The sequence below is a fragment of the Ruegeria sp. HKCCSA071 genome, from assembly GCF_017872555.1.
Classification (GTDB): Bacteria; Pseudomonadota; Alphaproteobacteria; order Rhodobacterales; family Rhodobacteraceae; genus Ruegeria.
Map to the genome: position 1 here is coordinate 1,306,385 of NZ_JAEDOX010000001.1, position 25,726 is coordinate 1,332,110.

Annotated in this window: 23 protein-coding genes; 9 read left to right on the forward strand and 14 right to left on the reverse strand. The window is 57.8% G+C overall.

The genetic code is table 11. The features are described from left to right. Positions 1 to 60 precede the first annotated feature (60 nt). Complete coding sequence (locus I9188_RS06485; protein ID WP_209504583.1) at positions 61 to 2,106, reverse strand: acetyl/propionyl/methylcrotonyl-CoA carboxylase subunit alpha; 2,046 nt, start codon at positions 2,104 to 2,106, stop codon at positions 61 to 63. A gap of 116 nt (positions 2,107 to 2,222) precedes the next feature. Beyond that, positions 2,223 to 2,426 (reverse strand): hypothetical protein, encoded by a 204-nt coding sequence (locus I9188_RS06490; RefSeq protein ID WP_209504584.1) that lies wholly within the window; start codon positions 2,424 to 2,426, stop codon positions 2,223 to 2,225. Positions 2,427 to 3,076: 650 nt separating this feature from the next. Here I9188_RS06490 and I9188_RS06495 point away from each other — a divergent pair. Beyond that, positions 3,077 to 4,228: a DcaP family trimeric outer membrane transporter gene (locus tag I9188_RS06495; protein ID WP_209504585.1), complete on the forward strand. Its 1,152-nt coding sequence runs from the start codon at positions 3,077 to 3,079 to the stop codon at positions 4,226 to 4,228. Between the two features lie 86 nt (positions 4,229 to 4,314). Here I9188_RS06495 and I9188_RS06500 read toward each other — a convergent pair whose 3' ends face one another. The 3 genes from I9188_RS06500 to I9188_RS06510 all read right to left on the reverse strand — a co-directional run bounded on the left by I9188_RS06500 (position 4,315) and on the right by I9188_RS06510 (position 6,933). Then, positions 4,315 to 4,668 carry a hypothetical protein gene (locus I9188_RS06500; protein WP_209504586.1) on the reverse strand — a complete coding sequence of 118 codons (354 nt, stop codon included), beginning with the start codon at positions 4,666 to 4,668 and terminating at the stop codon, positions 4,315 to 4,317. A 133-nt stretch (positions 4,669 to 4,801) separates the two neighbouring features. Next, entirely contained in the window at positions 4,802 to 5,287 is a 486-nt protein-coding gene (locus I9188_RS06505) for a DUF6497 family protein (RefSeq protein ID WP_209504587.1), read from the reverse strand. 113 nt (positions 5,288 to 5,400) lie between these two features. After that, positions 5,401 to 6,933, reverse strand: coding sequence for an acyl-CoA carboxylase subunit beta (locus I9188_RS06510; protein ID WP_209504588.1), 1,533 nt, complete (start codon positions 6,931 to 6,933; stop codon positions 5,401 to 5,403). Positions 6,934 to 7,116: 183 nt separating this feature from the next. Between I9188_RS06510 and I9188_RS06515 the strand changes: the two genes are divergently transcribed. Beyond that, entirely contained in the window at positions 7,117 to 8,322 is a 1,206-nt protein-coding gene (locus I9188_RS06515; RefSeq protein ID WP_209504589.1) for a multidrug effflux MFS transporter, read from the forward strand. A 63-nt stretch (positions 8,323 to 8,385) separates the two neighbouring features. Continuing rightward, positions 8,386 to 9,786, forward strand: coding sequence for a helix-turn-helix transcriptional regulator (locus I9188_RS06520; protein WP_209504590.1), 1,401 nt, complete (start codon positions 8,386 to 8,388; stop codon positions 9,784 to 9,786). Between the two features lie 72 nt (positions 9,787 to 9,858). Here I9188_RS06520 and I9188_RS06525 read toward each other — a convergent pair whose 3' ends face one another. The 6 genes from I9188_RS06525 to I9188_RS06550 all read right to left on the reverse strand — a co-directional run bounded on the left by I9188_RS06525 (position 9,859) and on the right by I9188_RS06550 (position 15,788). Beyond that, positions 9,859 to 10,098 carry a YdcH family protein gene (locus I9188_RS06525; RefSeq protein ID WP_209504591.1) on the reverse strand — a complete coding sequence of 80 codons (240 nt, stop codon included), beginning with the start codon at positions 10,096 to 10,098 and terminating at the stop codon, positions 9,859 to 9,861. Between the two features lie 255 nt (positions 10,099 to 10,353). Further along, positions 10,354 to 12,012: a choline dehydrogenase gene (betA, locus tag I9188_RS06530; RefSeq protein ID WP_209504592.1), complete on the reverse strand. Its 1,659-nt coding sequence runs from the start codon at positions 12,010 to 12,012 to the stop codon at positions 10,354 to 10,356. 66 nt (positions 12,013 to 12,078) lie between these two features. Beyond that, positions 12,079 to 13,587 (reverse strand): choline-sulfatase, encoded by a 1,509-nt coding sequence (gene betC / locus I9188_RS06535; RefSeq protein ID WP_209504593.1) that lies wholly within the window; start codon positions 13,585 to 13,587, stop codon positions 12,079 to 12,081. Next, positions 13,584 to 14,156 carry a transcriptional regulator BetI gene (betI, locus tag I9188_RS06540; RefSeq protein WP_209504594.1) on the reverse strand — a complete coding sequence of 191 codons (573 nt, stop codon included), beginning with the start codon at positions 14,154 to 14,156 and terminating at the stop codon, positions 13,584 to 13,586. Before betI ends, betC begins: the two co-directional genes overlap by 4 nt. Positions 14,157 to 14,239: 83 nt before the next feature. After that, complete coding sequence (locus I9188_RS06545) at positions 14,240 to 15,148, reverse strand: DMT family transporter (RefSeq protein WP_209504595.1); 909 nt, start codon at positions 15,146 to 15,148, stop codon at positions 14,240 to 14,242. Positions 15,149 to 15,188: 40 nt separating this feature from the next. Then, positions 15,189 to 15,788: a LysE/ArgO family amino acid transporter gene (locus I9188_RS06550; protein ID WP_209504596.1), complete on the reverse strand. Its 600-nt coding sequence runs from the start codon at positions 15,786 to 15,788 to the stop codon at positions 15,189 to 15,191. An 87-nt stretch (positions 15,789 to 15,875) separates the two neighbouring features. On the opposite strand from I9188_RS06550, the gene I9188_RS06555 reads away from it, so the two are divergent. Further along, entirely contained in the window at positions 15,876 to 16,769 is an 894-nt protein-coding gene (locus I9188_RS06555; RefSeq protein WP_209504597.1) for a LysR family transcriptional regulator ArgP, read from the forward strand. 27 nt (positions 16,770 to 16,796) lie between these two features. Then, positions 16,797 to 17,486, forward strand: coding sequence for a nitroreductase family protein (locus I9188_RS06560; RefSeq protein ID WP_209504598.1), 690 nt, complete (start codon positions 16,797 to 16,799; stop codon positions 17,484 to 17,486). 46 nt (positions 17,487 to 17,532) lie between these two features. On the opposite strand, the gene I9188_RS06565 is transcribed toward I9188_RS06560, so the two are convergent. Both I9188_RS06565 and I9188_RS06570 read right to left on the reverse strand, forming a co-directional pair. Then, positions 17,533 to 18,792 (reverse strand): permease, encoded by a 1,260-nt coding sequence (locus I9188_RS06565; protein ID WP_209504599.1) that lies wholly within the window; start codon positions 18,790 to 18,792, stop codon positions 17,533 to 17,535. 145 nt (positions 18,793 to 18,937) lie between these two features. Beyond that, complete coding sequence (locus I9188_RS06570; RefSeq protein WP_209504600.1) at positions 18,938 to 19,678, reverse strand: YebC/PmpR family DNA-binding transcriptional regulator; 741 nt, start codon at positions 19,676 to 19,678, stop codon at positions 18,938 to 18,940. A 110-nt stretch (positions 19,679 to 19,788) separates the two neighbouring features. Here I9188_RS06570 and I9188_RS06575 point away from each other — a divergent pair, with 110 nt between their 5' ends. The 4 genes from I9188_RS06575 to I9188_RS06590 all read left to right on the forward strand — a co-directional run bounded on the left by I9188_RS06575 (position 19,789) and on the right by I9188_RS06590 (position 24,915). After that, the gene (locus I9188_RS06575; RefSeq protein WP_209504601.1) at positions 19,789 to 21,561 is read left to right on the forward strand and encodes an SLC13 family permease; all 1,773 of its coding nucleotides are present in this window, start codon (positions 19,789 to 19,791) and stop codon (positions 21,559 to 21,561) included. Between the two features lie 16 nt (positions 21,562 to 21,577). Further along, entirely contained in the window at positions 21,578 to 22,312 is a 735-nt protein-coding gene (locus tag I9188_RS06580) for a glutamine amidotransferase (RefSeq protein WP_209504602.1), read from the forward strand. 73 nt (positions 22,313 to 22,385) lie between these two features. Continuing rightward, positions 22,386 to 23,243: a bile acid:sodium symporter family protein gene (locus I9188_RS06585; protein ID WP_209504603.1), complete on the forward strand. Its 858-nt coding sequence runs from the start codon at positions 22,386 to 22,388 to the stop codon at positions 23,241 to 23,243. 10 nt (positions 23,244 to 23,253) lie between these two features. Continuing rightward, positions 23,254 to 24,915, forward strand: coding sequence for an FAD-binding dehydrogenase (locus tag I9188_RS06590; RefSeq protein WP_209504604.1), 1,662 nt, complete (start codon positions 23,254 to 23,256; stop codon positions 24,913 to 24,915). Positions 24,916 to 24,928: 13 nt separating this feature from the next. Here the strand turns inward: I9188_RS06590 and I9188_RS06595 are convergent, their stop codons facing one another. Further along, a complete protein-coding gene (locus I9188_RS06595; protein ID WP_209504605.1) occupies positions 24,929 to 25,666 on the reverse strand; it encodes a YbaY family lipoprotein in 738 nt (245 codons plus the stop codon). Between the last annotated feature and the right edge of the window lie 60 nt (positions 25,667 to 25,726).

The following is a 25,726-nucleotide window of genomic DNA, read 5'->3' on the forward strand; positions in this document are numbered from 1 at the left end:
CTAAGGCCCCGGTGCGATGCGCCGGGAACTTTGGGTTGTATGTCGAAAGCGCCAACATGGTCACTCGAACTCGATGATCACGTCGTCCACAGCAAGGCTGTCACCGGGACCTGCATTGACCTTGGCGACCACGCCCCTCTTTTCAGCGCGCAGGATGTTTTCCATCTTCATCGCCTCAATTGTGCATAGCGCCTGACCTTCCTGCACTTCCTGCCCCACTTCGACGTCAATCTTCACGACAAGGCCGGGCATCGGACAGAGCAGCATTTTCGAGGTATCTGGTGGCAGTTTTTCCGGCATCAGCTTGGCCAGTTCCGCCTGACGCGGACGGCGTACATGCACTTTCAAGTCCGCGCCGCGATTGCGAACGCGGAAACCGCCCGAGATCTTGCCGATTTTCAGAACCAGCGGGCTGCCATCCACGTCCAGAACCGCAAGTTGATCGCCCGGTGTCCAGTCCGACGCGACACGCAGGGACGATCCGTCGTCAAACTTGACCGTTGACCCTTCTTTGTCGGCATTGACCTGCACGGCGAAATCCTGCCCCTGCAATGTCACAACCCAGCGCTTGCCTACTTTGCGTTCGTGATTGTCCATCCGGCCCGACACGCGGGTGCGCCGGATTTCGGCGACGCGGTGCATCGCGGCGCAGGATGCAGCAATCCGGCGCAGATCCACTTCGGGCAACGTTACGCCCTCGAACCCGTCTGGATATTCTTCAGCGATAAAGGCCGTTGTCATGTCACCGCTGACAAACTTCGGGTGATCCATCACTGCCGACAGGAACGGCAGGTTGTGACCGATGCCTTCCACTTCGAAACTGTCCAACGCCACGCGCATCGCTTCGATTGCTTTTTCGCGGGTCGGGGCCCAAGTGCAGAGCTTGGCGATCATCGGGTCGTAATACATACTGATCTCGCCGCCCTCGTAGACGCCGGTATCGTTACGTACGGCGGTTTCGCCTTCGGGTGCTTCACCCTGCCATTTACCGTTGACCAGCAACGGACCGGCCGCGGTTTCCTGCGGCGGGCGATACCGGGTCAGACGACCGATCGACGGCAGGAAGTTGCGATACGGGTCTTCCGCATACAGACGGTTTTCAATCGCCCAGCCGGTCAGGGTCACGTCATCCTGTGTTATCGATAGCTTTTCACCCGCTGCGACACGGATCATCTGCTCGACCAGATCGACGCCGGTGATCAGTTCCGTGACAGGGTGTTCCACCTGCAGGCGCGTGTTCATTTCGAGGAAGTAGAAGTTCTTGTCTCCGTCCACAATGAACTCGACCGTACCAGCACTCGCGTAGTTCACGGCCTTGGCCAGAGCGACAGCCTGTTCACCCATCGCCTTGCGGGTTTCGGGATCAAGGAAGGGTGACGGCGCCTCTTCCACCACTTTCTGGTTCCGGCGCTGGATCGAGCATTCACGCTCGCCCAGGTAGATGCCATTTCCGTGACTGTCGCACAGAACCTGAATTTCGATATGGCGCGGCTGAGTTACGAATTTTTCGATGAAGATCCGGTCATCTCCGAACGAGTTTGCGGCTTCGTTCTTGGACGACTGAAAGCCTTCGCGCGCCTCTTCATCGCTCCACGCGATGCGCATGCCCTTGCCACCGCCACCGGCGCTGGCTTTGATCATGACCGGATAACCGATGTCGTTCGAGATCCTGACCGCCTCGTCGGCGTCCTCGATCAGCCCCATGTAACCCGGAACCGTCGAAACTCCGGCCTCCTGTGCGATCTTCTTCGAAGTAATCTTGTCGCCCATGCTTTCGATTGCACCGACAGGGGGGCCAACAAAAGCGACACCTTCGGCCTCAAGCGCTTCGGCGAACTTCGAATTTTCCGACAGGAAGCCATAGCCGGGATGAACCGCCTGCGCGCCGCTTTGACGGATGGCATCCATGACCTTGTCGATCACAATGTAGGACTGGTTCGCCGGGGGCGGACCGATATGCACGGCTTCGTCGGCCATCGACACATGCAGCGCGTTCTTGTCCGCGTCCGAATAAATGGCAACGGTGCCGATACCCATCTTGCGGGCGGTCTTGATGACCCGGCAGGCGATCTCGCCCCGGTTGGCGATCAGGATCTTATTGAACATGAAACGTCCTTTGGCTTGGTGTTCCGGAAACGCAAAACGCCGCCGCAGGGTACGATCCCCACGACGGCGTGATGCGCAATGATGGCTGAGGCGCCAGGCGCCCCGAATGATATGCGTTAGTTACAGTTGTTCTGCGTCTTGCAGTACAGCACGTTGCCCGCTGCACCGACGGCCGCGCCAAACAGCGGGTCGGCATTGAGGACCGCGGCCCCCACAGCCCCTGCACCACCGCCGAGGAGTGCCTGTTCGCCCGTGGTGTCACCGCACGCGGCCAGACCCGCACAGGTCGCCGCAACAAGGATGAGTTTCGAGAATCGCATTGTGTCTGCCCTTTTAGGTTTCTTGGTTCGTTTGGGATCAGATGCGCGAAATGGGGCCTGTTATTCAATATCAATGCAGTTGCAGGCAGGTTTTGTGCAGGTTTTCGCTTCTCTTTGGCCATGGGAGCCAAAAAGAAAAACGCGGACAGGTCTATGTGGGGAACACAAGCCTGCCCGCGCAAGGAAGGGGTACGGAATAGTAGGTGCATGTGCGGCGCAGGCAAAGTAGAGCCGCACGGCCTATTCAGTTTGCACGGCACAATCCGTTGGGCAATCACAGTATTGTTTCCTAGGGACAACTCGGCTGGTTTCTGCCCAAGCCGCAAAAGGGCGCGCAACTTCGTGCCGACAGCATTCAAGTGAATTACCAGCGCGAAAGCCCCGTTCACCGTCACAGTTTCGTTACAAAACGGGCCGCTGCCGATGCTTTCTGCGGTTGCAGCATCACGAATCGCCGCCACTCCACCGGCGGAGGAATTACGGCGCAGCAGAGCGTTAGATGACAGGTTCAAGACGCTGTGATTCAAGAAGTCGAAAAAGGCACATTTTCTTGAGAAATCAGATAGTTCTATTCTCTTTCTCGTGATTTCCAAAGATTTCTGCTGCGTGAAACGGTCCCTGGGCACACTCGCACTCAAAGGAACACCCACATGACTATGACTAGAAAAAAGGCACTCCTGCTCGCTGCCTCTGCGCTCAGTGTGACCGGCACGTTTGCTGTCGCCCAGGACGCCCAGACCCAGGCCGAACTCGACGCTTTGCGCGCCCGGGTCGAGGCGCTGGAAGCCGACAAAAGCGGCCCCGCCAACGGAGATTTCCGCATCGGCAACACCGTTCTGGACGTTTACGGATACGTGAAGGCCGATTTCTTCTATGACTTCGACTACGATCAGGGGGATACGGCGTTCGTGAATGTTATCGGCGAACCCTCTGCCGCAACCGACGGCACCTTCGGGGCAACCGTTCGCCAATCGCGGATCGGACTGCGTACCACCACCCCAAGCGGGATCGGTGACATTGGCGGACAGCTTGAGCTTGACCTGTTCGGTTCCGGCGGCACGGCTGAATTGCGCATTCGCCATGCCAACATCACCATCGGCGATCAGTTCCTGATTGGTCAGTACTGGACCAACTTCCAACCATTGGACACCTACCCGACCACTGTCGAATTCAACGGCCCGGTGGGTATCGCATTCGCTCGTGTCCCACAGCTGAGATACACCGGACAGCTTGGCAGCAATGCACAGTTTGCGGTCTCGATCGAAGAGAACGTCAGCGGGTCGAATTCCGATGATCCCGTCCTGACGGCCTCGGCGGAATATAACGACGGTACGTACATTGCCCGTGGTGCCGTTTTGTACGGTAAAGCCAATTCCGGCAATGTCGAAGTGGATCAAACCGGCTTTACGCTTTCGGGCGGCATCCGCCCCTGGCAAGGCGGGTTGTTTCAGGTCAACTACGTCACAGGTGAGGCACTTGGCCCGTACCTGATCGGTCTCGGCGATGCCATTGTCGGTGGGCAGGCCAACGATGTGGATGGCTACACCGTGGAATTCAGGCAGGACCTCGGCGCAAAGTGGAATGTCGGTATTGCTTACGGTCGTGAAGACTATGATCTGCCAACCTCGACCGGGACGCTGTCCTTCACCGAGCTGGAAACGATCCATGTCAACGCGTTCTACAAGGCGACGGACAGTCTGACGCTCAGCGCCGAATACATCTATGGCGAGCGGAATGACGCGCCCACCGGCAGAACCTTTGACGGCAGCCGCGTTCAGCTTGCAGCCCAGTTGAACTTCTGAGACCACACATAAATCCTGCCCGGTTTCGGGCAGGATTTTCCCGAAACTGGCAGTGATCGGATTATGTGCGGCAGCGAATGTCACAATCAGTCCATCCCGTCGATGATGTCCGGGAAGGATGCGCGCGCAGCGTTTACGTCGATAACGAGCAAGGCATCATAACTGGCCGGATCAAAGGGGTCTTCTGCCGGGATGACTTCGCGCCCGAACAGCCAGCTCAAACGCCCAGCATCCAGATTGCCCCGTTCGAACGGCTGGTCGCCGAAATGGGCCCAAAGGGCTTCCATGAACGCACTATCAGCGCGCCTGTCCGCAGGTTTACGGTCCCGAAACCGCTCGCGCCGCGTTAACGGTGTAGCGCCCTTTGGGTTGGCGCGACGAATGGTGAACTGAAAGTCAGTGCCTGAAAGGCGACCGGGGAAACCACGATGCTTCAGCATGAAAGGCCCTCTTGTGTCATACTTGCAGACAAAAGCAATTCGAGCCCGAAAAGGGATGGGGTCATGATGCGCACCTCCAAAGCCGCACAGTTGGTCTGAGACGCTTTGTACTCATGGATTCCTGCGGTCATGGTCAAAGCCCCTCCCAGATACACTGGGACTGCTCCAGCCGGTAGGCCTCAAAAAACTGGGTCGCATCAGGGGCGGCATCACCAAACTCTACCGGGCGATCGGACAAAGAGATCACGACCCGCGCCGGATGCAATTCATGCTGCGCGACATATGGAACGGCCAGAATCTGGCACAGGTGCTCCATATCCTTCGACGCCACATCATATCCGATCCGTCCCACTGACGCGCCTATTCTGGGCGCGATAAAGCGAAAGCGCAGCCAAAGCTCGCCGGGATTGTTGTCCAGCAGGACATCGCTCAGTTGCACTGGCTGGCCCGACGGAACCGGCAGCAAAGTATCGGAGTCTGCAAAAGCAGGATGGCTGAAGGCGAGAGCAACCAGACAAATGGCGCGACCCCGGACCCACCAGCGGCGAGCTCCTCCTTCCGGGGTCGCGCGCGCAGTACGATTGGTCTGCGCGGTTCTATGTCTGACGGGTCGGATCATTCAACTATTTGCCGGTTTTTGTCAATTCCGCCTCAATTTGAGGGCGTTTTAGCCTCAGAGCCGCTGTGGCAGTCTAAGATTGAGCGGGGCGGGCCACCCCGCCCCCAGAAGGATCACAGCGGGATATTGTCGTGCTTTTTCCAAGGGTTCTTCAGCTGTTTGCCGCGCAAGCTGGCAAATGCCCGGGATACACGACGGCGGGTCGAATGCGGCATGATCACCTCATCGATGAAGCCGCGCTCGGCTGCCACGAAGGGATTTGCAAATCGGTCTTCGTAATCCTTGGTGTGAGATGCGATCTTGTCCGCATCCCCCAGATCGGCGCGGTGAATAATCTCGGTCGCCCCTTTTGCCCCCATGACCGCAATTTCGGCGGTGGGCCAGGCATAGTTGAAATCACCGCGCAAATGCTTGGAGGCCATAACGTCGTAAGCACCGCCATAAGCCTTTCGGGTAATCACTGTCACCTTCGGCACAGTTGCCTCGCCATAGGCAAACAGCAACTTGGCTCCATGTTTGATGACGCCGCCATATTCCTGGCTTGTTCCCGGCAGGAAGCCAGGAACATCGACCAGTGTCAGGATCGGGATTTCGAAGCAGTCACAGAAGCGTACAAAGCGCGCAGCCTTGCGCGAGGAGTCGATATCCAGACACCCGGCCAGCACCATCGGCTGGTTTGCGACGACGCCTACGGTCTGACCTTCCAGCCGGATGAACCCGGTAATGATATTCTTGGCAAAATCTTCCTGAATTTCATAGAAATCGCCTTCATCCGCAACTTTGGCGATGAGTTCCTTCATGTCGTAGGGGGTGTTGGGATTCTCTGGGATAAGAGTGTCCAGCGAAGCCTCGATCCGGCCGGGTTCATCAAAGAACGGGCGCACGGGCGGCTTTTCGCGGTTGTTGAGGGGCAGGAAGTCCACCAGGCGCCGCACCTCGGCCATAGCTTCGACGTCGTTTTCGAACGCGCCATCAGCGACCGAGGATTTCTTGGTATGGGTCGAAGCCCCGCCCAGTTCCTCGGCAGTTACCACTTCGTTGGTTACGGTCTTCACCACATCCGGGCCGGTCACGAACATGTAAGAGGTGTCTTTGACCATGAAGATAAAGTCGGTCATCGCCGGGCTGTACACCGCACCACCCGCGCAGGGCCCCATGATTACGCTGATCTGCGGCACCACGCCCGAAGCCATGATATTGCGCTGGAACACTTCGGCATAACCCGCCAGCGAAGCCACACCTTCCTGAATGCGCGCGCCGCCCGAATCGTTGATTCCGATCACCGGAGCACCGTTCTGGACCGCCATGTCCATAATCTTGCAGATCTTCTGAGCATGGGTTTCCGACAGCGATCCGCCAAAGACGGTAAAATCCTGGCTGAACACATAAACCATGCGCCCGTTGATCGTGCCCCAACCGGTGACAACACCGTCACCCGCAGGCTTTTGTTTTTCCATCCCGAAATCGGTGCAGCGGTGGCTGACAAACATGTCAAACTCTTCAAAGCTGCCCTCGTCCAACAGCAGTTCGATCCGTTCACGCGCGGTCAGTTTGCCGCGAGCGTGCTGGGCATCGATCCGTTTCTGCCCACCGCCCAGACGCGCGTTATCGCGGCGGCCTTCCAACTCGGAAAGAATGTCTTTCATGACGACTATCCCCTTATAAATTTGACGGGACCCTACCTGTTTGGGCCGCTCATCCAAAGCTATTTTCGGCAAATTTGCAAACTTTCAGCAACAGTAATTTGGATAACTGCAAAACTGCGAATTCTCGTAGGCAATTTTGCGAATGGCTGGCTTTCCGAAAATCCACGGCTATACATGTGAACCATGCAGTTCAGCTCTGACACGGTCCACCGCACACCACCCACATTGGCGACGCTTGTTTTACTCTCGGGCCTGTCCGCCCTGAGCATGAACCTGTTTCTGCCCAGCCTGCCAAACATGGCCGAGTATTTCGAAACTGATTACAAGGTCATGCAACTGTCGATTGCGCTTTATCTGCTGATCAATGCCATTCTGCAAATTCTCATAGGTCCAATTGCGGATCAGGCAGGACGCAGACCAGTTTTACTGTGGGGCCTTGGCCTGTTCCTGATGGCGACCCTTGGGTGCATCTTCGCCCCCAATGCCACGGTTTTTCTGGCGTTCAGGATGTGTCAGGCGGTAGTGGTCGTCGGTATGGTTCTCAGCCGCGCAGCGGTGCGGGATATGTACGATCAGGATCAAGCTGCCTCGATGATCGGTTATGTGACGATGGGCATGGCCGTGGTTCCGATGATCGGCCCTGCCATCGGCGGCTTGCTGGAAGTGAGTTTTGGTTGGAAAGCGAATTTCTGGCTGCCCTTTGCCGTGGGTCTGCTGACTATGGCACTGACCTATTCGGACTTTGGGGAAACATCGGCAAAAAGCGGTAAAACGCTTGTCCAGCAATTCAAGGAATATCCCGAACTTCTGACCTCGCCACGGTTCTGGGGATATTCACTGGCTTGTGCCTTCTCATCGGGTTCGTTTTTCGCCTATCTCGGCGGCGCACCTTTCATCGGCACCGAATTGTTCGGGTTGAGCGCGGCACAGGTTGGCATTTATTTTGGCGCACCTGCGGTTGGGTATTTTGTTGGTAATTTCATGAGCGGACGTTTTTCAGTGCGGTTCGGTGTGAACCGCATGGTGCTATGGGGAAGCCTGCTCAATGCGTTTGGCGTCGCTGTGTCGGCATTGCTGTTTCTGGCCGACCGTGGAACCGCACTCAGTTTCTTTGGGTTCATGACATTTGTGGGCGTCGGCAATGGCATGGTCATCCCCAACGCAACCTCGGGCGCGCTATCAGTGCGCCCTCAACTGGCTGCAACCGCCTCGGGCCTGAGTGGCGCCATCATGTTAGGTGGCGGCGCCGGGCTGAGCGCGTTGGCAGGTGCCCTGCTGACACGTGAAACCGGCGCGATGCCGCTGCTTTGGCTGATGCTGGCAACAGCCGTTCTGGCAATCGTCGCAATTTCAACTGTCGTACGAAGAGAACGGCAATTGGGGCTGTAATCGCTTGCCCCAATGACTTTGCAAAGTTAACCTCGGAGATTGGAAAACTTGCAAAGGCACCCAATGGCCACCCAAAAGCTCTATGCCGGCGCGAAACTGCGCGAAATGCGAACGCGCCTGACCCTGACGCAGCGTGAATTTGCCGCCAAACTGGGCGTTTCATTGCCCTATCTGAATCAGATGGAAAACAACAACCGGCCGATCTCGACTACGGTTGTGCTGGCTCTGGCGCAGGAGTTCGGAATGGATGTTACCGAACTCAGCACAGGTGACAGCGAACGTCTTGTTTCAGACATGCGCGAGGCGCTGGCCGATCCTGTTTTTGCCGACATACAGCCCCCTCTGGCCGATCTGCGCCTGACGGCATCCAACGCCCCCGCCCTGGCGCGCGCGTTTATCGAATTGCACAAAACCTACCGGCAGACGCATGAACGACTAGCCTCGCTGGACGAGGCTTTGGGGCGTGAAGATGCGCGTATTCAGGCCAGCCCGTGGGAAGAAGTGCGCGATTTCTTCCACTATTGCGACAACTACATCGACGCCGTGGACAGGGCCGCAGAACTGTTTGCCAACCGCGCCGACGGGCCTGGTGGTATCCGGCAAGCCGCCCTGAGTAGCCTTTCAGAGCGCGGAATTCAGGTGGTTTTTTCAGATATGGGCCCTTTGCGCGCTTATGATGTCGACAGCAAAATTTTGCGCCTGTCCTCCCGTGCAGCGCCGCAGACGCAGGTGTTCCAGCTTCTGTTGCAGGTCGCGCTGATCAGTCAGGACCAGTTGCTGGAGGCGACCCTGGATTTCGCCAAATTCCAAAGCGACGAAGCCCGCGCCATTGCCAAGATCGGTCTTGCCAACTATTTCGCTGGTGCCTCTCTGATGCCTTATACCGCGTTTTTGACCGCCGCTCAGGAAGAGCGTCACGATCTGGAGCTGCTCAGCAACCGGTTCGGGGCGTCGGTCGAGCAGGTTGCACATCGGCTGTCGACACTACAGCGTCCCGGCGCCAAGGGCATCCCGTTCTTCTTCGTTCGGGTTGATCAGGCGGGGACGATCACCAAGCGGCACTCAGCCACACGCCTGCAATTTGCGCGCTTTGGTGGGGCTTGCCCGCTTTGGAACGTGCACCGGGCCTTTGAAACGCCCGGGCATTTCTTGCGGCAGCTGGCGGAAACACCAGATGGCGTTCGCTATATCTCGCTGGCGCGGGATGTCTCAAAATCGGGGGGCTCATTCGGTGCGCCCGTCAGACGGTACGCCATAGCGCTGGGATGCGAGGTCCGTCATGCCCCGGCGCTTGTTTATGCCGACAACCTCGACATCAACAATGCCAGCGCCTACGAGCCCATCGGTATCTCCTGCCGCATCTGCGAGCGGCAAACATGTCACCAGCGTTCGGTTCCGCCGCTGGAACGTCGTCTGAGCATCGACACCCATATTCGCGGCACTCTGCCCTATGAAGTGACCTGATCTTAGTCTGATTTATTATCCCACCGCAGTCGCGTCTCTGGTCACGACGGGGGCAGAGCCCCCGCCAGTGGTTTAAGCCTTGGACAGGATCGCCCAGATCTCATCCTTTAGCGCGGCGCGTTTTTTGCGCAGATCAACCTCGGCCAGCTCCTCCATGGGTTCGACATTGGTTTCGGCGCGGTGTACTTCGCGGTTGACCTCATGATACTCATCGGCCAGCCGGGCAAAATGCGCATCCGACTGCTTGAGCTGGCTCATCAGTTCAACTTTGTCCGGAAACTCTTCGGCCAGTTCATGCGGGGTGTGAGACATCTCTGTTCGCTCCTTCATATGTCGTTGCAAATCAGTGATAGAAGCGTGATCGGGCTTTCGCTTTGACCCGGATCAACTAGCCGTAATAATCCCGCGAATTTCAAAACAACGCCACGCGCCATCCTGCCGTGCAGGGGGCAAGTTGTTCTGAAACGTGGCTCAGGCTTATCTGGACAGGAACACTGAACTTTTTGCCAGCATACCCCCGGCAACCGCCGAAAATTTACGCATTCAACCGGGGGCAGTTCAGAAGGATTAACGCTGAGCGGTTGCCCAGCCGGGGTGAATCCACGGGCGGTCATTGGCCTTGGGCAACGGGTCTTTGCCCAGCAAAGAATCCGATACTTTCTCGCCAACCATGATCGAGGGGGCGTTGAGATTGCCGTTGGTGATCTGCGGGAAAATCGAACTGTCTGCGACGCGCAGCCCATCCACGCCGATGACGCGACCCTCGGGATCGACCACCGCACCTTTGTCATCCGCACGCCCCATCCGGCAGGTGCCGCAGGGGTGATAGGCGCTTTCGGCATGTTCCGCGATAAAGGCGTTCAGCTCTTCATCCGTTTGCACAGCGGCACCCGGCTGAATTTCCTTGCCCGCATAGGGTTTGAAAGCGTTTTGCCCAAAGATTTCACGGGTCAGCCGGATACAAGTGCGGAAATCTTCCCAATCTTCTTCGTGACTCATGTAGTTGAACTTGATCACCGGCGCGTCTGCGGCTTGGGCAGAGCGCAATGTGACCGCCCCGCGCGACGGGGACCGCATCGGGCCGACATGCGCCTGGAACCCGTGCCCCTCTGCCGCCGCCTGCCCGTCGTAGCGAACTGCGATCGGCAGAAAGTGGTACTGAATGTCGGGATACTCCACGCCCGGTTTCGACCTGATGAACGCCGCGCTTTCAAACTGGTTCGATGCGCCCAAACCTGTCTTGGTAAACAACCATTGCGCCCCGATCAGGCCTTTGCTGAACAGGTTCCAGTGCTTGTAGAGCGTGATCGGCTGTAGCGAAGCTTGTTGAATATACAGCTCCAGATGGTCCTGAAGGTTCGCACCCACCCCCGGACGATCCGCAACGACGTCGATCCCATGCTCGGCCAGATGCGCGCCCGGTCCGATTCCGGACAGCATAAGCAGCTTGGGCGAGTTGATCGAGGACGCGGCCAGAACGACCTCGCGCCGGGCCTTGATGATTTCTTTCTTATCGCCACGGATCAGTTCCACACCAGTGGCGCGACCGTTTTCCATAACAACCCGAGACGCAAGACCCCGCACGATATCGCAATTGTCGCGTTTGAGCGCTGGCTTCAGATAGGCATTCGCCGCTGACCAGCGCCGCCCTTTCCAGACGGTCTGTTCCATCGGGCCAAAGCCTTCCTGCTTTTCGCCGTTATAGTCGCCGGTGACCTCGTATCCCGCCTGCTGGCCTGCATCGACAAAGGCCTGAAACAGTGGATTTGCGCGTGGGCCGCGTGACACATGCAACGGGCCGTCAGTGCCGCGCCATGCCGGATCGCCGCCATGACCACCGTCATGCCAGGTCTCCATACGTTTGTAATAGGGCAGAACATCCGCATAAGACCAGCCGTCAGCCCCCATCTCGGCCCATGTGTCGAAATCGCGTGCGTGACCGCGCACATAGACCATGCCGTTGATCGACGATGACCCGCCGATCACCTTGCCGCGCGGGCAGGCCAGACGGCGGTTGTTCAGATGCGGTTCAGGCTCGGATTGATATCCCCAGTCATAGCGCGACATGTTCATCGGATAGCTGAGCGCGGCAGGCATCTGGATAAACGGCCCCATGTCGGTGCCACCGTGCTCGATCACAAGAACCGAGGCCCCGGCCTCGCTCAGACGATATGCCATTGCGCAGCCTGCGGACCCTGCGCCAACGATGACAAAATCTGCTTCCATATTCACAACTCCTCACCCGCCGGGTATGACGCCTCCGGCGGGAGTATTTTCAAAAAGATGAAGAGGTTACTTGCCGCGTGGGAACCGGGCGTTTTCCTCGACGATGTTCAGATCCATGTGATTGCGCATGTAGCGTTCCGACGCTTTTTGCAGCGGCTGATAATCCCACGGGTAGTATCCGCCCTGCCGCAGCGCTTCGTACACAACCCAACGCCGCGCCTGACTGGCGCGGACATCCGCGTCGAAGCGCTCCAAATCCCATCGGGCCTCGGACTTTGCGCGCAGTGTTTGCAGTGTGCCCGCATGTTCGGAGCTGTCTGCCAGATTGGTCAGTTCATGCGGGTCTACCTCGAGATCAAACAGTTGATCCGGGTCCAGCGCACATCGATTGTATTTCCACTTGCCATAGCGCAGCGACACCAGCGGCGCGTAAGATGCCTCGGCCGCATATTCCATGGCCACAGGCGCGGTTCGCGCGCCACCTTGCGCCAATGGCACCAGGTTTTCGCCGTCCGTCCATGGGGCGATCTCGGCCATGTCAACGCCTGCCAGAGCCCCAAGTGTGGGTGTCACATCGATGGTGGAAACCGGTGTATCGATCCGCCCGGCAGGCAAGTCCGGGGATGAAATCATCAAAGGAACGCGCGCCGAGCCTTCGTAGAAGTTCATTTTGAACCAAAGGCCACGTTCGCCCAGCATGTCACCGTGATCCGAGACGAACAGGATGATCGCCTCTTGCCGTGTCGTTTCGAGCACTTCGAGGATTTCACCGATCTTGTCATCGAGATATGTGATGTTGGCGAAATAAGCACGGCGGGACTTGCGAATGTCTTCCTCGGTGATGTCGAAGCTACGCCAGTCGTTGGCATCAAAGATCCGCTTGGCGTGAGGATCCTGGTTGTCATAGCCGATATCAGCGATTTCGGGCAGCAGATGCGCGCAATCCTCGTAAAGGTCCCAGTATTTGCGACGGGCGACATAGGGATCATGCGGATGGGTGAAGCTGACCGTCACGCACCATGGGCGGTCATCCTTGCCGCGCGCAAGGTCATAGAGTTTGGCCTTGGCGTTATAGGCGACCTCATCATCATACTCCATCTGGTTGGAAATCTCGGCAACACCCGCGCCGGTCACCGACCCCATGTTGTGATACCACCAGTCGATCCGCTCACCCGGCTTTCGGTAGTCTGGTGTCCAGCCAAAATCGGCCGGGTAGATATCAGTTGTCAGGCGATCCTCAAACCCGTGCATCTGGTCCGGGCCGACAAAGTGCATTTTACCTGACAGACAGGTGTAATATCCGGCCCTGCGCAAATGGTGTGCGTAAGTTGGGATATCGCTGCGGAACTCTGCCGCGTTATCGTAGACACCAGTGCGCGAGGGCAATTGACCGGACATAAAGCTGGCCCGCCCCGGCGCACAAAGCGGCGACGCTGTATAAGCGTTGGCAAAACGGGTCGACCTTTCGGCCAGTTTCTTCAGGTTCGGAGCATGAAGCCAGTCAGCGGGACCGTCGGGAAAGAGGGTTCCGTTCAGCTGATCCACCATCAGGATCAGAATGTTCGGTTTTGTCATTTTTCAGCCTCGAGCAGAGTATCGAGCACACGCATAGCGTGGTTCACGGCCAATTGCGGTTCTTCCGGGGCGCTGAGCGCTGCGCGAATATAGAGCCCGTCAATCAGGGCAATCATGTTCTCGGCAGCCTCAACCGGATCCTGCATCCTTGGACGCAGGGCATGAACCAGATTCGATCTGATGCGCGCCTGATAGATCTGCCACAATCGCAGCGCGTCACTGTTGGTCTGCGCCAACACATAAAACGTCATCCAAGCGGCAGTCACGTCAGGTGTGAAACACGAAGGGGCAAAACAGGCGTGGATAATCGCCTCTGCCCGGTTGCCCGGTTTGGCCGCTTTCAACTGGGCCCTGGCTTCGTCGCTGAAGTCGGCGAGGATCTGACGCATTGCGGCAAGAAATATCTGATCCTTTCCGCCAAAATAATGGTGGGCCAATGCGCTGGACATGCCCGCGCGTTTGGCAATCTGGCTGACAGTTACATCCAGGGATTTCTTGACACCCAGTTCAGCAATCGTCGCTCGAACAATCGCGTCCTTGCGGATCGGCTCCATTCCAACTTTTGGCATCGCTTTCCCCATACAGGTGTCATGCGACCAAGCTAGGATGTTTTTATTGACTCGTCAATCAATGTAAGCGCAGAGATGTCACTTCACAGCTTCGGCGCAATACTGGGAGGCGTCAAGTCCCGACGGTTCAACATGAACTCGCGCCATGAGATGAAGCTTACAGCGCCCAGTATCAGGGTTCCGCCAGCCACAACCCATAGGTCGACACTTTCGTGGAAGATCGCTGCACCCACAAGCGTGGCCCAGATCAACTGCAGGAATGTAACGGGTTGTGTGACGGCCACAGGCGCGGCCTGCAACGCCAATGTCATGAAGTAATGACCTGCGGTCGCAAAGCTGGCGACCAGAAACAGAACCCCGAGTTCTTGCATACTGGGCCGGGTCCAGACGGCAACCGCAAATGGGATCAAGGCGATAGTTACCCAGATGGACAGATGCGCCACGACAACCGAAGGCGGAACGTCGCGGACAAGAAGCTTGGCCAGCAAATAGGACCCGCTTAGCATCAGGGCCGTTCCGAGCATGGCAAGGTGACCTTGCGAGACCTCGCGAAACCCGGGGCGCAGGATAACCAGCACGCCCACCAAGGCGACCAGAATGGCGGCAACCCTGCGAAAAGCCAGCTTCTCGCCCAGAAACAGAGCTGCGCCCAAGGTGACATAAACCGGCGTCATGTAGTTCATGGCAGTGACTTCGGCCAAGGGGATTTGTGTCATGGCGAAAAACCAAAGCATGACAGCTATCGCGTGTACGACACCACGCAAACCGAACAACGTCAGCAGGCGGGGTGTCAGCCGGGTCGCCATGATCGACCGCAAGGCCGGTAACAGAAACACCAATCCCAGCGCATAACGCAGGAATGCAGCCTGGATCGGATTCATCGTCGTGCCCAGAGATTTGACCAAAGCGGTCATCACAACAAAGGACAGCCCGGCGGCAAACATCCAGAACATACCGGCAAGCGGGCGCGACGAAACGGCAAGCGATGTCATGGCTTAGGTTGAACACCGAAACCCTGCCGGGAACAACCCTTCACATGATAACAAGTTTCAGTGCGATACCCAGCATTACGACCCCGATCACTGCGTCCAGCACCTGCCAGGCGCGCGGGCGCGCAAACACCGGTGACAGAACACCCGCGCCGTATCCAAGTGAAAAGAAGAAGACAAAGCTGGACGTGACCGCCCCGATGGCAAATCCGACCCGGTCATCATACTGTGCCGAGATTGAGCCGATCAGAACCACTGTATCCAGATAGACATGCGGGTTCAGCCAGGTGAAGGCGAGAACGGCAAGCATCGCGGTTCTGAGGCTGGTTCGCGGGCCGCTGCCCGTTTCCATCACCGCGCCACCCCGCAGGGCAGACCCGAAGCTGCGCAGCCCATACCACGTCAGAAAAGCGGCCCCGCCATATCGCATTACAGGTTCAAACCAGGGGACTGAATGGGCCAGAGTCCCGAATCCTGTGACGCCTGCAACGATCAAAACCGCGTCAGACATTGAGCAGGTCAGGCACAGAAGAAACACATGTTCACGCCGCAATCCCTGTCTCAGAATAAAGGCGTTCTGTGCCCCGATGGCGAGGATCAGACTGAAACCCAGCGCGAAACCGGCGATCATGGACGTGGGCATGGGACCTCCTGCTATTGCAAGACGTTGACTAAGGCCGTCGTTGTGATCTATCAAATTAAAGATGTTATCTCATGTTAAGTTTGGCTAATGTTGCTGGATCCTCTTCACCTGTCCGCTTTGTCTGCCATTCTGCGCCATGGTAGCTTTGATGCGGCTGCGGCAGAGCTGGCGGTGACGCCCTCGGCGATATCCCAGCGGATCAGGGCGCTTGAAGATCGGATTGGAGCCACCCTGATACATCGGGGCAGCCCTTGCACCGGAACGCCCGCCGGGCTGCGCATTGCCCGTTACGCGGAAGATGTCGGGCTGCTTGAGGCACAGTTGGTTCGAGAACTGACGCTGGAGCAGGAACCAAGGTCCGCCCGCGTCCGCATCGCTGTACCGGCAGACAGTCTGGCCACCTGGTTTGTTGATGCGATGGCGCAGGTGCCTGACATGCTGTTCGATCTGGTGATCGACGATCAGGATCACTCCGCAGATTGGCTGCGACGGGGCGAGGTAAGCGCCGCCGTCACCGTTGGTGGCCAGACAGTGACCGGGTGCGACGCGATCCCATTGGGCGTGTTGCGCTATCTGCCAACAGCCAGCCCGGAATTCATCAACACCTGGTTTCGGGACAAAGTGACCGAGGCAGAGCTGGACAAGGCACCCTGCCTGGTTTTCAACCAAAAGGACGGGCTACAAAGGGCATGGATTGTTCAGCACACTGGCAAACGCCTTTCACCCCCGTCTCATTTCTTGCCTTCTTCACACGGATTTGTGGACGCGGCGATTGCTGGGCTTGGGTGGGGCATGAACCCCGCAGCTCTGGTGCAGGAGGCTTTGACACATGGGCTGTTGCGCCCCATCGTGCCCGATGCGCCGTTGGATGTCGCGCTGAGCTGGCAGGTTGGGCGTGTTCTTGCGCCCGCGCTCAAACCTCTGACCCAGGCTGTCAAACGTGCCTCAGAACGGATTTTGCTTTCGCCTCAAAGCAGCTAAACAAACACGACATTTTCGGAGGAACCGATGTTCTCACGTGACGCTCTTGGCTATGACCCGATTCCCCTGCCGGACCGTTGCGACATCAGCGATGCAGACATGCTGGGCGCGGCGCAGGCATTTTACGAAAAGATGCGTCAGCGTCACACTGTCCGGGATTTCAGCCCCCGCCCCGTTGCCCGTGAGGTAATCGAATCCAGCCTGCGCACCGCGGGCACCGCCCCGTCGGGCGCCAATCACCAACCCTGGCATTTTGCAGCTATCTCGGATCCTGCCCTGAAACACCGCATCCGGGAAGAAGCCGAAGAAGAAGAACGCCGGTTCTACGCAGGTGGCGCCGGGGATGAATGGATCAAGGCACTGGAGCCCATCGGCACCAACGCGGTCAAAGAACATCTGACAATCGCCCCTTGGCTGATCGTGGTTTTTGCCCAGCGCTGGGGGCAATTCGAGGATGGAACGCGGTACAAGAACTACTACGTCCCGGAGAGTGTAAACATTGCCACCGGCTTTCTGATTGCCGCGCTGCATCACGCGGGCCTCAGCACCCTGACCCACACCCCGAACCCGATGCGGTTTCTGAACGACGCGCTGGACCGGCCCGCGTCGGAAAAACCAACCATGATCATCGCGGTGGGGCATCCGTCAGAAGACGCGACTGTGCCTGCTGTGGCAAAACTCAAGAAACCCCTGGAAGAGATTTCATCCTTCTTCTGAGGCCGTCGCAACGGTGGCCGAAAACTCAATTCGTGGGCTGTACTGTCTATTTCTGTTCCGGTTGCATCATGCGGTAGCAGTTTACACAGGACGCCAGACTGGCGACGACGATGAAAGCCACGGCCATTGCGACCTCGTGCATATGGGCGACAGCGGCAAGGCCCGCGGACAACAACACTGCGGTTAAACGCGCAAACGCCTTGACCGCTGCCGATCCCCGCACCCGCTGTTCTTTGGGTGCCACATCCAGAAAATAGAGCTTGCGCGCACTGCTGATCCCGGTCACCGCAACGGTGACAACGAACAGCGCAATTGCATGCAAGTGAACCCGATGGTCGATGCCCAAATAGTGGAACACCAAAAGAACACTGCCTGTTGCGGCGACCATCAATGTCCCGACCACCATGACCGCACGATGGGACTTCATGTTGATGGTTTGCCACAGAGGGCCCGATACAAGATATCCCGAAGCGGAAGAGACGATCATCGCGGTCAATCCCTGTGTCGAGCTGTGATGCGCTTCGGCTGCGATGAGCGCGAAGAACGGAACGGACAGCGACACAGCAACCGAGGGCAGACGCATGATCATATAGCGCCGGAACCACTGGTATTCGAACATACCCAGAATACCCTTGATATTCGCCTTAATCGAAATACCCCTTTCGGACTGCTGCGGTGTCGTCGGCGCGACCTCACGCACGGTTTCTGTCATCGCCAGCATGAACAGACCCGACAGCAGGAAGAATAAAACCGAAACGCCAATCATGACTGAATGGCGCGAAAAGGGTGGATTATCCTTGGTGATCTGATGCACCAGCAACGCAAGGCCAATGGCACATAGCCCCCCGGCACCAAGCTGCAGATATTGTATGACCATGCGCGAACGTGCCTGAACGTGGTCGCCTAACAGATCCGTAAGCATCAGGGTCTGCACTTCGCTGACAAGCCCGATCACAAGAAATACAGACAGGAAAACCACAGCGATCAATGGGACAGCCCCGGTTGCGGCCGCAGCTATTGCCAGAAGCAGACAGGCGCCAATGACCGCTTCGGTCAACGCAATCGCACGTTTCTTCTTGCTTCTTGCTGCAACGGGTTGTGCCAGAAAGAAATCCGCAATCAAGCAACCGACCATCCGCACCGACACCAGTGCACCCGCCACAAACATCGGCAACTCGAAGGAAACGGCTAGAAACGGCAAAACAACCGACGGGCTGCCGAGCGTCCACGCGACCTGAGACAGGATACTCTGCCCAGCCAGAACGGGCACGTTGCGCTTGGCCTGATCGGAAGGTTTGAATGTCATTCGTACTGTGTCTTCATGTTTTCTGGATTTCCCGCACTTTCAGCCTAAGCGCATCGAATGTTTCAGCCAATAATTCAATAAAACCGTCAAAAAACAAAAAACCCGGCCGTTGCGACCGGGTTTCAATGAGTTGGTATGGGTCAGCTCAAAGCTGAGCCATGACCTCGTCGGTGGCTTCGAAGTTGGTCGTGACACGCTGAACGTCGTCATCGTCTTCCAGTGCATCGACCAGTTTCATCAGCTTTTGCATGTCCTCAAGGCCCAGTTCCGTCGTTGTGGTCGGTTTCCAGACCAGCTTGGTGGATTCAGACTCGCCCAGCGCCCCTTCCAGAGCGTTTGAGACATCGTTCAGATCAGTATCCGCGCACCAGATGATGTGACCGTCTTCCGAACTCTCGACGTCTTCGGCTCCGGCCTCAATCGCGGCCTCAAATATCGTGTCGGCATCGCCAGCATCTGCCGGGTAAATGACCTCACCCTTGCGGTCAAACATGAACCCAACCGAGCCGGTCTCGCCCAGATTGCCACCGTTTTTTGAGAACGTGGAACGAACGGTCGAAGCGGTCCGGTTTCGGTTGTCGGTCATGGTTTCGACAATTACCGCTACTCCATTGGGCCCGTAGCCCTCGTAGCGAATTTCTTCGTAGTCCTCGCCTTCACCCGCTTGCGATTTCTTGATCGCACGGTCGATCACATCCTTGGGGACCGAGTTCGACTTGGCTTCTTTGACCGCCAGACGCAGGCGCGGGTTCTTGTCTGGATCGGGATCGCCCATCTTGGCGGCCACGGTGATCTCTTTCGACAGTTTGGAAAATAGTTTGGACCGCGCGGCGTCCTGACGCCCCTTGCGGTGCTGGATGTTGGCCCATTTGGAGTGGCCTGCCATAGTGCGTCCTCGTCATCATGTTTGCGTGTTCGGCGCTCATATAGACGTTTGCGGGGGGCAGGATCAAGAGAGCGGCTTGCGACGACCTCACCGCCTTGTATGGTGACGGCATGACGACAGATCAGATCATACTTTTTGCCCTTTTCATCACCGTCTTCGGAATGCTGCTATGGGGTCGGTTTCGATATGACCTTGTGGCCTTTGCCGCGCTTATGATCGGCGTGGTGCTGGGCGTAGTGCCTGTCGGTGACGCCTTCGCGGGATTTGGCCACCCGGCGACCATTATCGTCGCGCTGGTGCTTGTGGTCTCTGCCGGTTTGGTCAGGTCGGGAGCGGTCTTTCTGATCACCCGCACTCTGGTTGATGCGTCACGGGGACTGGGCGCGCATATCGCCCTGATGGGCGGGATCAGTGCCATTCTGTCGGCTTTCATGAACAATGTCGCTGCGCTTGCCCTGCTGATGCCCGTGGATATTCAGACCGCGCGCAAAGCAGGTCGCCCTCCGAGCCTGTCCCTGATGCCGCTGAGCTTTGCTACCATTCTGGGAGGCATGGTCACCCTGATCGGCACCCCTCCGAATATCATCATCGCCTCGATCCGGCAGGAAACGCTCGGCGAGCCGTTTCACATGTTCGATTTCGCCCCTGTTGGTGGAACAGCAGCGATTGCCGGTCTGGCATTTGTCGCGCTGATCGGATGGCGGTTGATCCCCAATCGCGGCGTGCAACAAGAAACATCCGAGGTGCTGGCCGAATACATTGCCGAACTGACGATTCCGCCGGGGTCTGCCCATATCGGCAAACGGGTCAGCGAACTTTATGAAACGGCCGAAAAATCCGACGTGGCTATCATCGGCCTGATCCGGAATGGGAAACGGCGATATGGCCGGTCAACCCATGCCACACTGAACGATGGCGACGCGCTGGTGCTGGAAGCACGCCCCGAGGCACTGGACGAATTCCGTTCTGCGCTGAAACTGGATTTCTCGGACACACGACGGCAGGAGCTGCTGACGGCTGAAGGCGACGGGCTTGAAGTGATCGAAGTGGTCGTTCCCGAAAGCGCGCGCATAACCGGCCGTACTGCGCAGGGTATTGGACTGGCCTGGCGCCAAAGTACCGTCCTGATGGGCATCTCGCGTCAGGGTCGTCAGATCACCGAACAGGTTCGCAAGACCGAGGTTCAACCGGGAGACATCCTGCTGCTGCTTTGCCCTCGTGATCGCAGCCCTGATGTGACCGATTGGCTGGGGTGTCTGCCACTGGCCGAACGCGGATTGAACGTGACGGCAAACGACAAAGCCTGGCTGGCCATCGGTCTGTTTGCCGCTGCCGTTTTCGCGGCCAGTGTCGGATTGATTTACCTTCCAGTCGCATTGGGTCTTGTCGTCATTGCCTATGTGCTAACCAAGGTCATGCCAATCACGGAGATCTATAACCATATCGAATGGCCCGTTGTTGTGCTGCTGGGTTCGATGATCCCTCTGGGCAGCGCTTTGGAAACATCCGGCGGCACCGAGCTAATTGCCAATGCGCTGATCCAGCTGACCAACGGCCTGCCTGCATGGGCGATCCTGACCGTACTGATGGTCGTGACGATGACCTTGTCGGATGTCCTGAACAACACCGCCACCGCCATCGTCGCGGCCCCGGTGGGCATCCAGATGGCCCAAACGCTCGGGGTGTCGCCCGACCCGTTCCTGATGACCGTGGCCGTTGCGGCCTCGGCTGCGTTCCTGACGCCTATCGGTCACAAGAACAACACGCTGGTTCTGGGCCCCGGCGGCTATCATTTTGGCGACTACTGGCGCATGGGCCTGCCGCTTGAGGCTCTGATCATCGCGGTTTCCGTCCCCGCCATCCTTGTCTTTTGGCCGCTGTGACGGGTAAAGGCTGTTCATGAAACGCTTTTTGATCCTGCAACTGCGCCCGGAAACGGATGCCTCCGACGCAGAATATGCTTCGATCCTGAACCGCAGCGGGTTATCGCCCGAACGCACACACCGCATCCGTCTGGATTGCGACGACCTGCCTGAAGGGCTGGATGTCACGGACTATGCCGGTGTCATCGTAGGCGGTGGGCCGGGATGCGTCAGTGATGACCCCGCAACCAAATCCGCGACGGATGCGCGGATCGAAGCCGCAATCCTGGGTTTGATGCCGCAGATTACCGCGCTGGATCACCCCTTCATGGGGTGCTGCTATGGCCTTGGTATTCTGGCCGTACATTTGGATGGCAACGTCAGCAAAGCCCGGTATGGCGAGCCTGTGGGACCATCCAGGTGCCGCCTGACTCCCGAAGGACAACAAGACCCGCTTACCGCAGAATTGGACGCCACCTTTGATGCTTTTGTTGGTCACAAAGAAGCGGTTCAAACCCTGCCCGAGGGCTGCGTTCACCTTGTTGCGTCCGACCCCTGCCCGTTCCAGATGATCCGCTGGGGCCAGAACGTCTATGCCACTCAGTTCCACCCGGAAGCCGATGCCAAAGACTTTGAACAACGCATCAACATCTACAAGAACCATGGCTACTTCCCGCCCGAAGACGCGCAGAAACTGATCGACCATTGCCATTCGGCAGAGGTTACGCAACCCGGCGAAATCCTGCGCCGTTTCGTCCAGCGATACGAGTGACCCAACGGCGCGGTTGCCTGCGCCTTGCCCCCTCGCATAGGCTGATCTGACGCAACTTTGGGAGGGGTTGTCCTTGGATTTGCTTTTGAATGTCGGCTTGCCGGTGTCGCTTGCCATTATCATGTTGTCTCTGGGCATCGGGCTGGAAGTGGCAGACTTCCGTCGTATCCTGAGCCGGCGACGCGCCTTTGCCATCGGGGCAGCAAGCCAGATTGTTCTCTTGCCGGTCGCAGCCTTTGTGACGGTCACAATCTTTGGATTGCCCCCCGAGATCGCGGTTGGTTTCATGCTGCTCAGTTTTTGCCCGGGCGGCGTAACCAGCAACATCCTCTCCAAGCTCGCCAAAGCCGATGTCGCACTTTCGGTCAGCCTGACCGCCGTGATCAGCCTTTTGTCGATGGTGACCGTACCAATACTGGCCGCGTGGTCGATCAGGCAATTCATGGGCGACGAAGCACCCGAGGTTTCGATCACCGGGCTGGCTGTTGCATTGTTTCTGATAACAACGCTGCCTGTGGCAATCGGGGTCGGAATTCGCTACTTTGCAACGGGGTTTGCAAACCGCGTAGAGCCGGGATTGTCAACGCTCGCGACCGTTTTGTTCGTGCTGATCGTTGCCGCGGCACTGGCCGGGAACTGGCAATTGTTCGTCGACAATCTTGGCATCATGGGCGCAGGCTTGATTTCTTTGAATATCGCCCTGCTGTTCATCGGGCTGGGGCTTGCGCGGATATCAAACCTGTCCTGGAATGAGTGCAAGACGATCTCGATCGAAACCGGTATTCAAAACTCCACGCTGGGCATTACACTGGCGGCGCTGATCACGAATACCGAAAGCGGGTTCAGCCCGCTGGCCCTGCCCTCGGCGGTTTATGGCATTACGATGTACGCCGTGGTTCTGCCGTTTCTTGTCTGGTTCCGCAGGCGCTGAAAGGACCGTTATGACAAACGACACTGCTGATGCGATCGTAATCGGTGCTGGTCTGGCCGGATTGGCCGCCGCAGCCGAACTGGGCGACCGAGGCAAAAAGGTAATCATACTCGATCAGGAACCTGAAACCTTTCTGGGCGGTCAGGCGTTCTGGAGCCTTGGTGGACTGTTCATGGTCGACACCCCCGAACAGCGCCGCATGGGTATACGCGACAGCCACGATCTGGCGTTGCGCGACTGGATGGGCAGCGCACAGTTTGACCGTGACGAAGACGCATGGCCCCGCAAATGGGCCGAAGCCTATATCGAGTTTGCGGCTGGCGAGATGCGTCAGTGGCTGCACGAAATGGGCCTGCGCTGGTTTCCGGTCGTTGGCTGGGCCGAACGCGGCGGGGCTTATGCGACGGGGCACGGCAACTCAGTCCCGCGCTTTCACATCACATGGGGCACCGGCCCCGGCGTTCTTGAACACTTTATCCGACGTGTCCGCGACCATGTCAGCGCCGGATTGATCCAGATGAAGTTCCGCCACCAGGTCAGCCATATCATCATGCAGAACGGAACCGCCAAAGGTGTTTCCGGAGAAATTCTGGCCGATGACACCTCCCAGCGCGGTGGCAAAACCAACCGCGATGAGGTTGGCGAGTTCGAAGTTTATGCCCCGTCGATCATCGTCACCTCCGGCGGTATTGGCGGCAATTTTGACATGGTGCGTCAAAATTGGCCCCGGGACCGTTTGGGTGAGCCTCCCAAAGACATGGTTGCAGGGGTACCCTTTCACGTTGATGGCCGCATGATCGCAATCAGCGAAAAAGCGGGCGGCCATGTCATCAATGGTGATCGGATGTGGCATTACACCGAAGGCGTCCACAACTGGGACCCGATCTGGCCCGCCCACGGCATTCGCATCCTGCCCGGCCCAAGTTCAATGTGGTTTGACGCCAGGGGCAACCGCCTGGCACCGCCCTGTCTGCCGGGGTTCGACACATTGGGGACACTGCGTGAGATCCTGAAAACCGGATATGAATACAGCTGGTTCGTTCTGACCCAGAAGGTGATCAAAAAGGAATTTGCGCTGTCCGGGTCGGAACAAAACCCCGACTTCACTTCGGGCAGTTGGAAAGAGGTTATCCGTCAGCGCATTCTGTCAGGTTCCAGCGCAACTGCTCCGGTCGAGGCGTTCAAGGAAAAGGGTGAGGACTTTGTTGTTGCCAACACGCTGACCGAACTGGTCAACGGCATGAACCATCTGGGCGACACTCCGATAGATGAGGCTCAACTGCGTGCCCAGATCGAAGCCCGGGATTCGCAGGTCGACAACCCTTTTTCGAAAGATGCGCAGATGATGGCGATCCTTGCCGCGCGCAATTATCGCGGAGATAAACTGATCCGCACAGCCAAACCGCATAAGTTTCTGGATCCGGCCAACGGCCCGCTGATTGCCGTCAAGCTGCATATTCTGACACGCAAATCTCTGGGTGGGTTGCAGACCAATCTGGACAGTCAGATGATTGGATCAGACGGAAATGTGGTACCGGGCCTGTTCGCTGCTGGCGAAGTCGCCGGATTCGGCGGCGGCGGCTATCACGGCTACAACGCGCTGGAGGGTACATTCCTGGGCGGCTGCATCTTTTCCGGTCGAAATGCCGGGCGATCAAGGGCCGTTGCCTGACGCACTTTCCCTGTTACTTGCGCACCAGTTTGATCACCGGCTGGCCCTGCGCATCTAGCAGAGCCAGAGCGTTGCCCTGCATCGCGAATGTCGTAACGTTTTGCAAGGCTTGCAGGAATTGCCGCTCAACCGCGTCCAGCGGGGGCGGGCACGCCATGAGTGTTGCCGCCATGTTGTCTGGAAACGCAATGCGATTACCGGAAATTTCGGCCTGACCACTGAACCGGTTACAGCCGCTGCTTCCTGAAAAGACCCCATCCTGACCAAAGACAAGCTCGGGGCGTTTTTCGGATTCGACAGGCGCACCATTCAGGCCCGAGGCGGTCCATTGGGTGTTGTCCAGCGCTGCCGACCCTTGCCCCTGGACCTGAACCAACAGAAGATCAGCGGCATTTTCTGCCCCATTCGTCAGAACGGGGTAAACGGTATCTGTGGTGAACAGCAGGTTTTGCCCCTGCATCACTGACGCCCGCACAGCATAGCGATGGGCATCCATGATCAGCGCATCGTCATAAGTCAATTTGAACTGCGCGGGCACCCCGCTCAGCGCATACCGTTGCGCGGCAAGTGTGACAGCGGGGGCATCGGCCAGCGAGATATCCTGAAGCTCGACATAAAGGGTTGCGTCCGGTGGCAGTGCAATGCGCTCTCGGTACGTGGCAGTCCCTTCAACTGCACCGGCAATGGCGACACCGCTTGACGCTACCCAAGTTGCTGCACCCACCCATATTGCGCGACTTAAATGCTGCATAGGTCAAATCCTTTTGCAAACCCTCTTCGCAAAAGATCGTGTGCCCTTGGATCTTTGCAA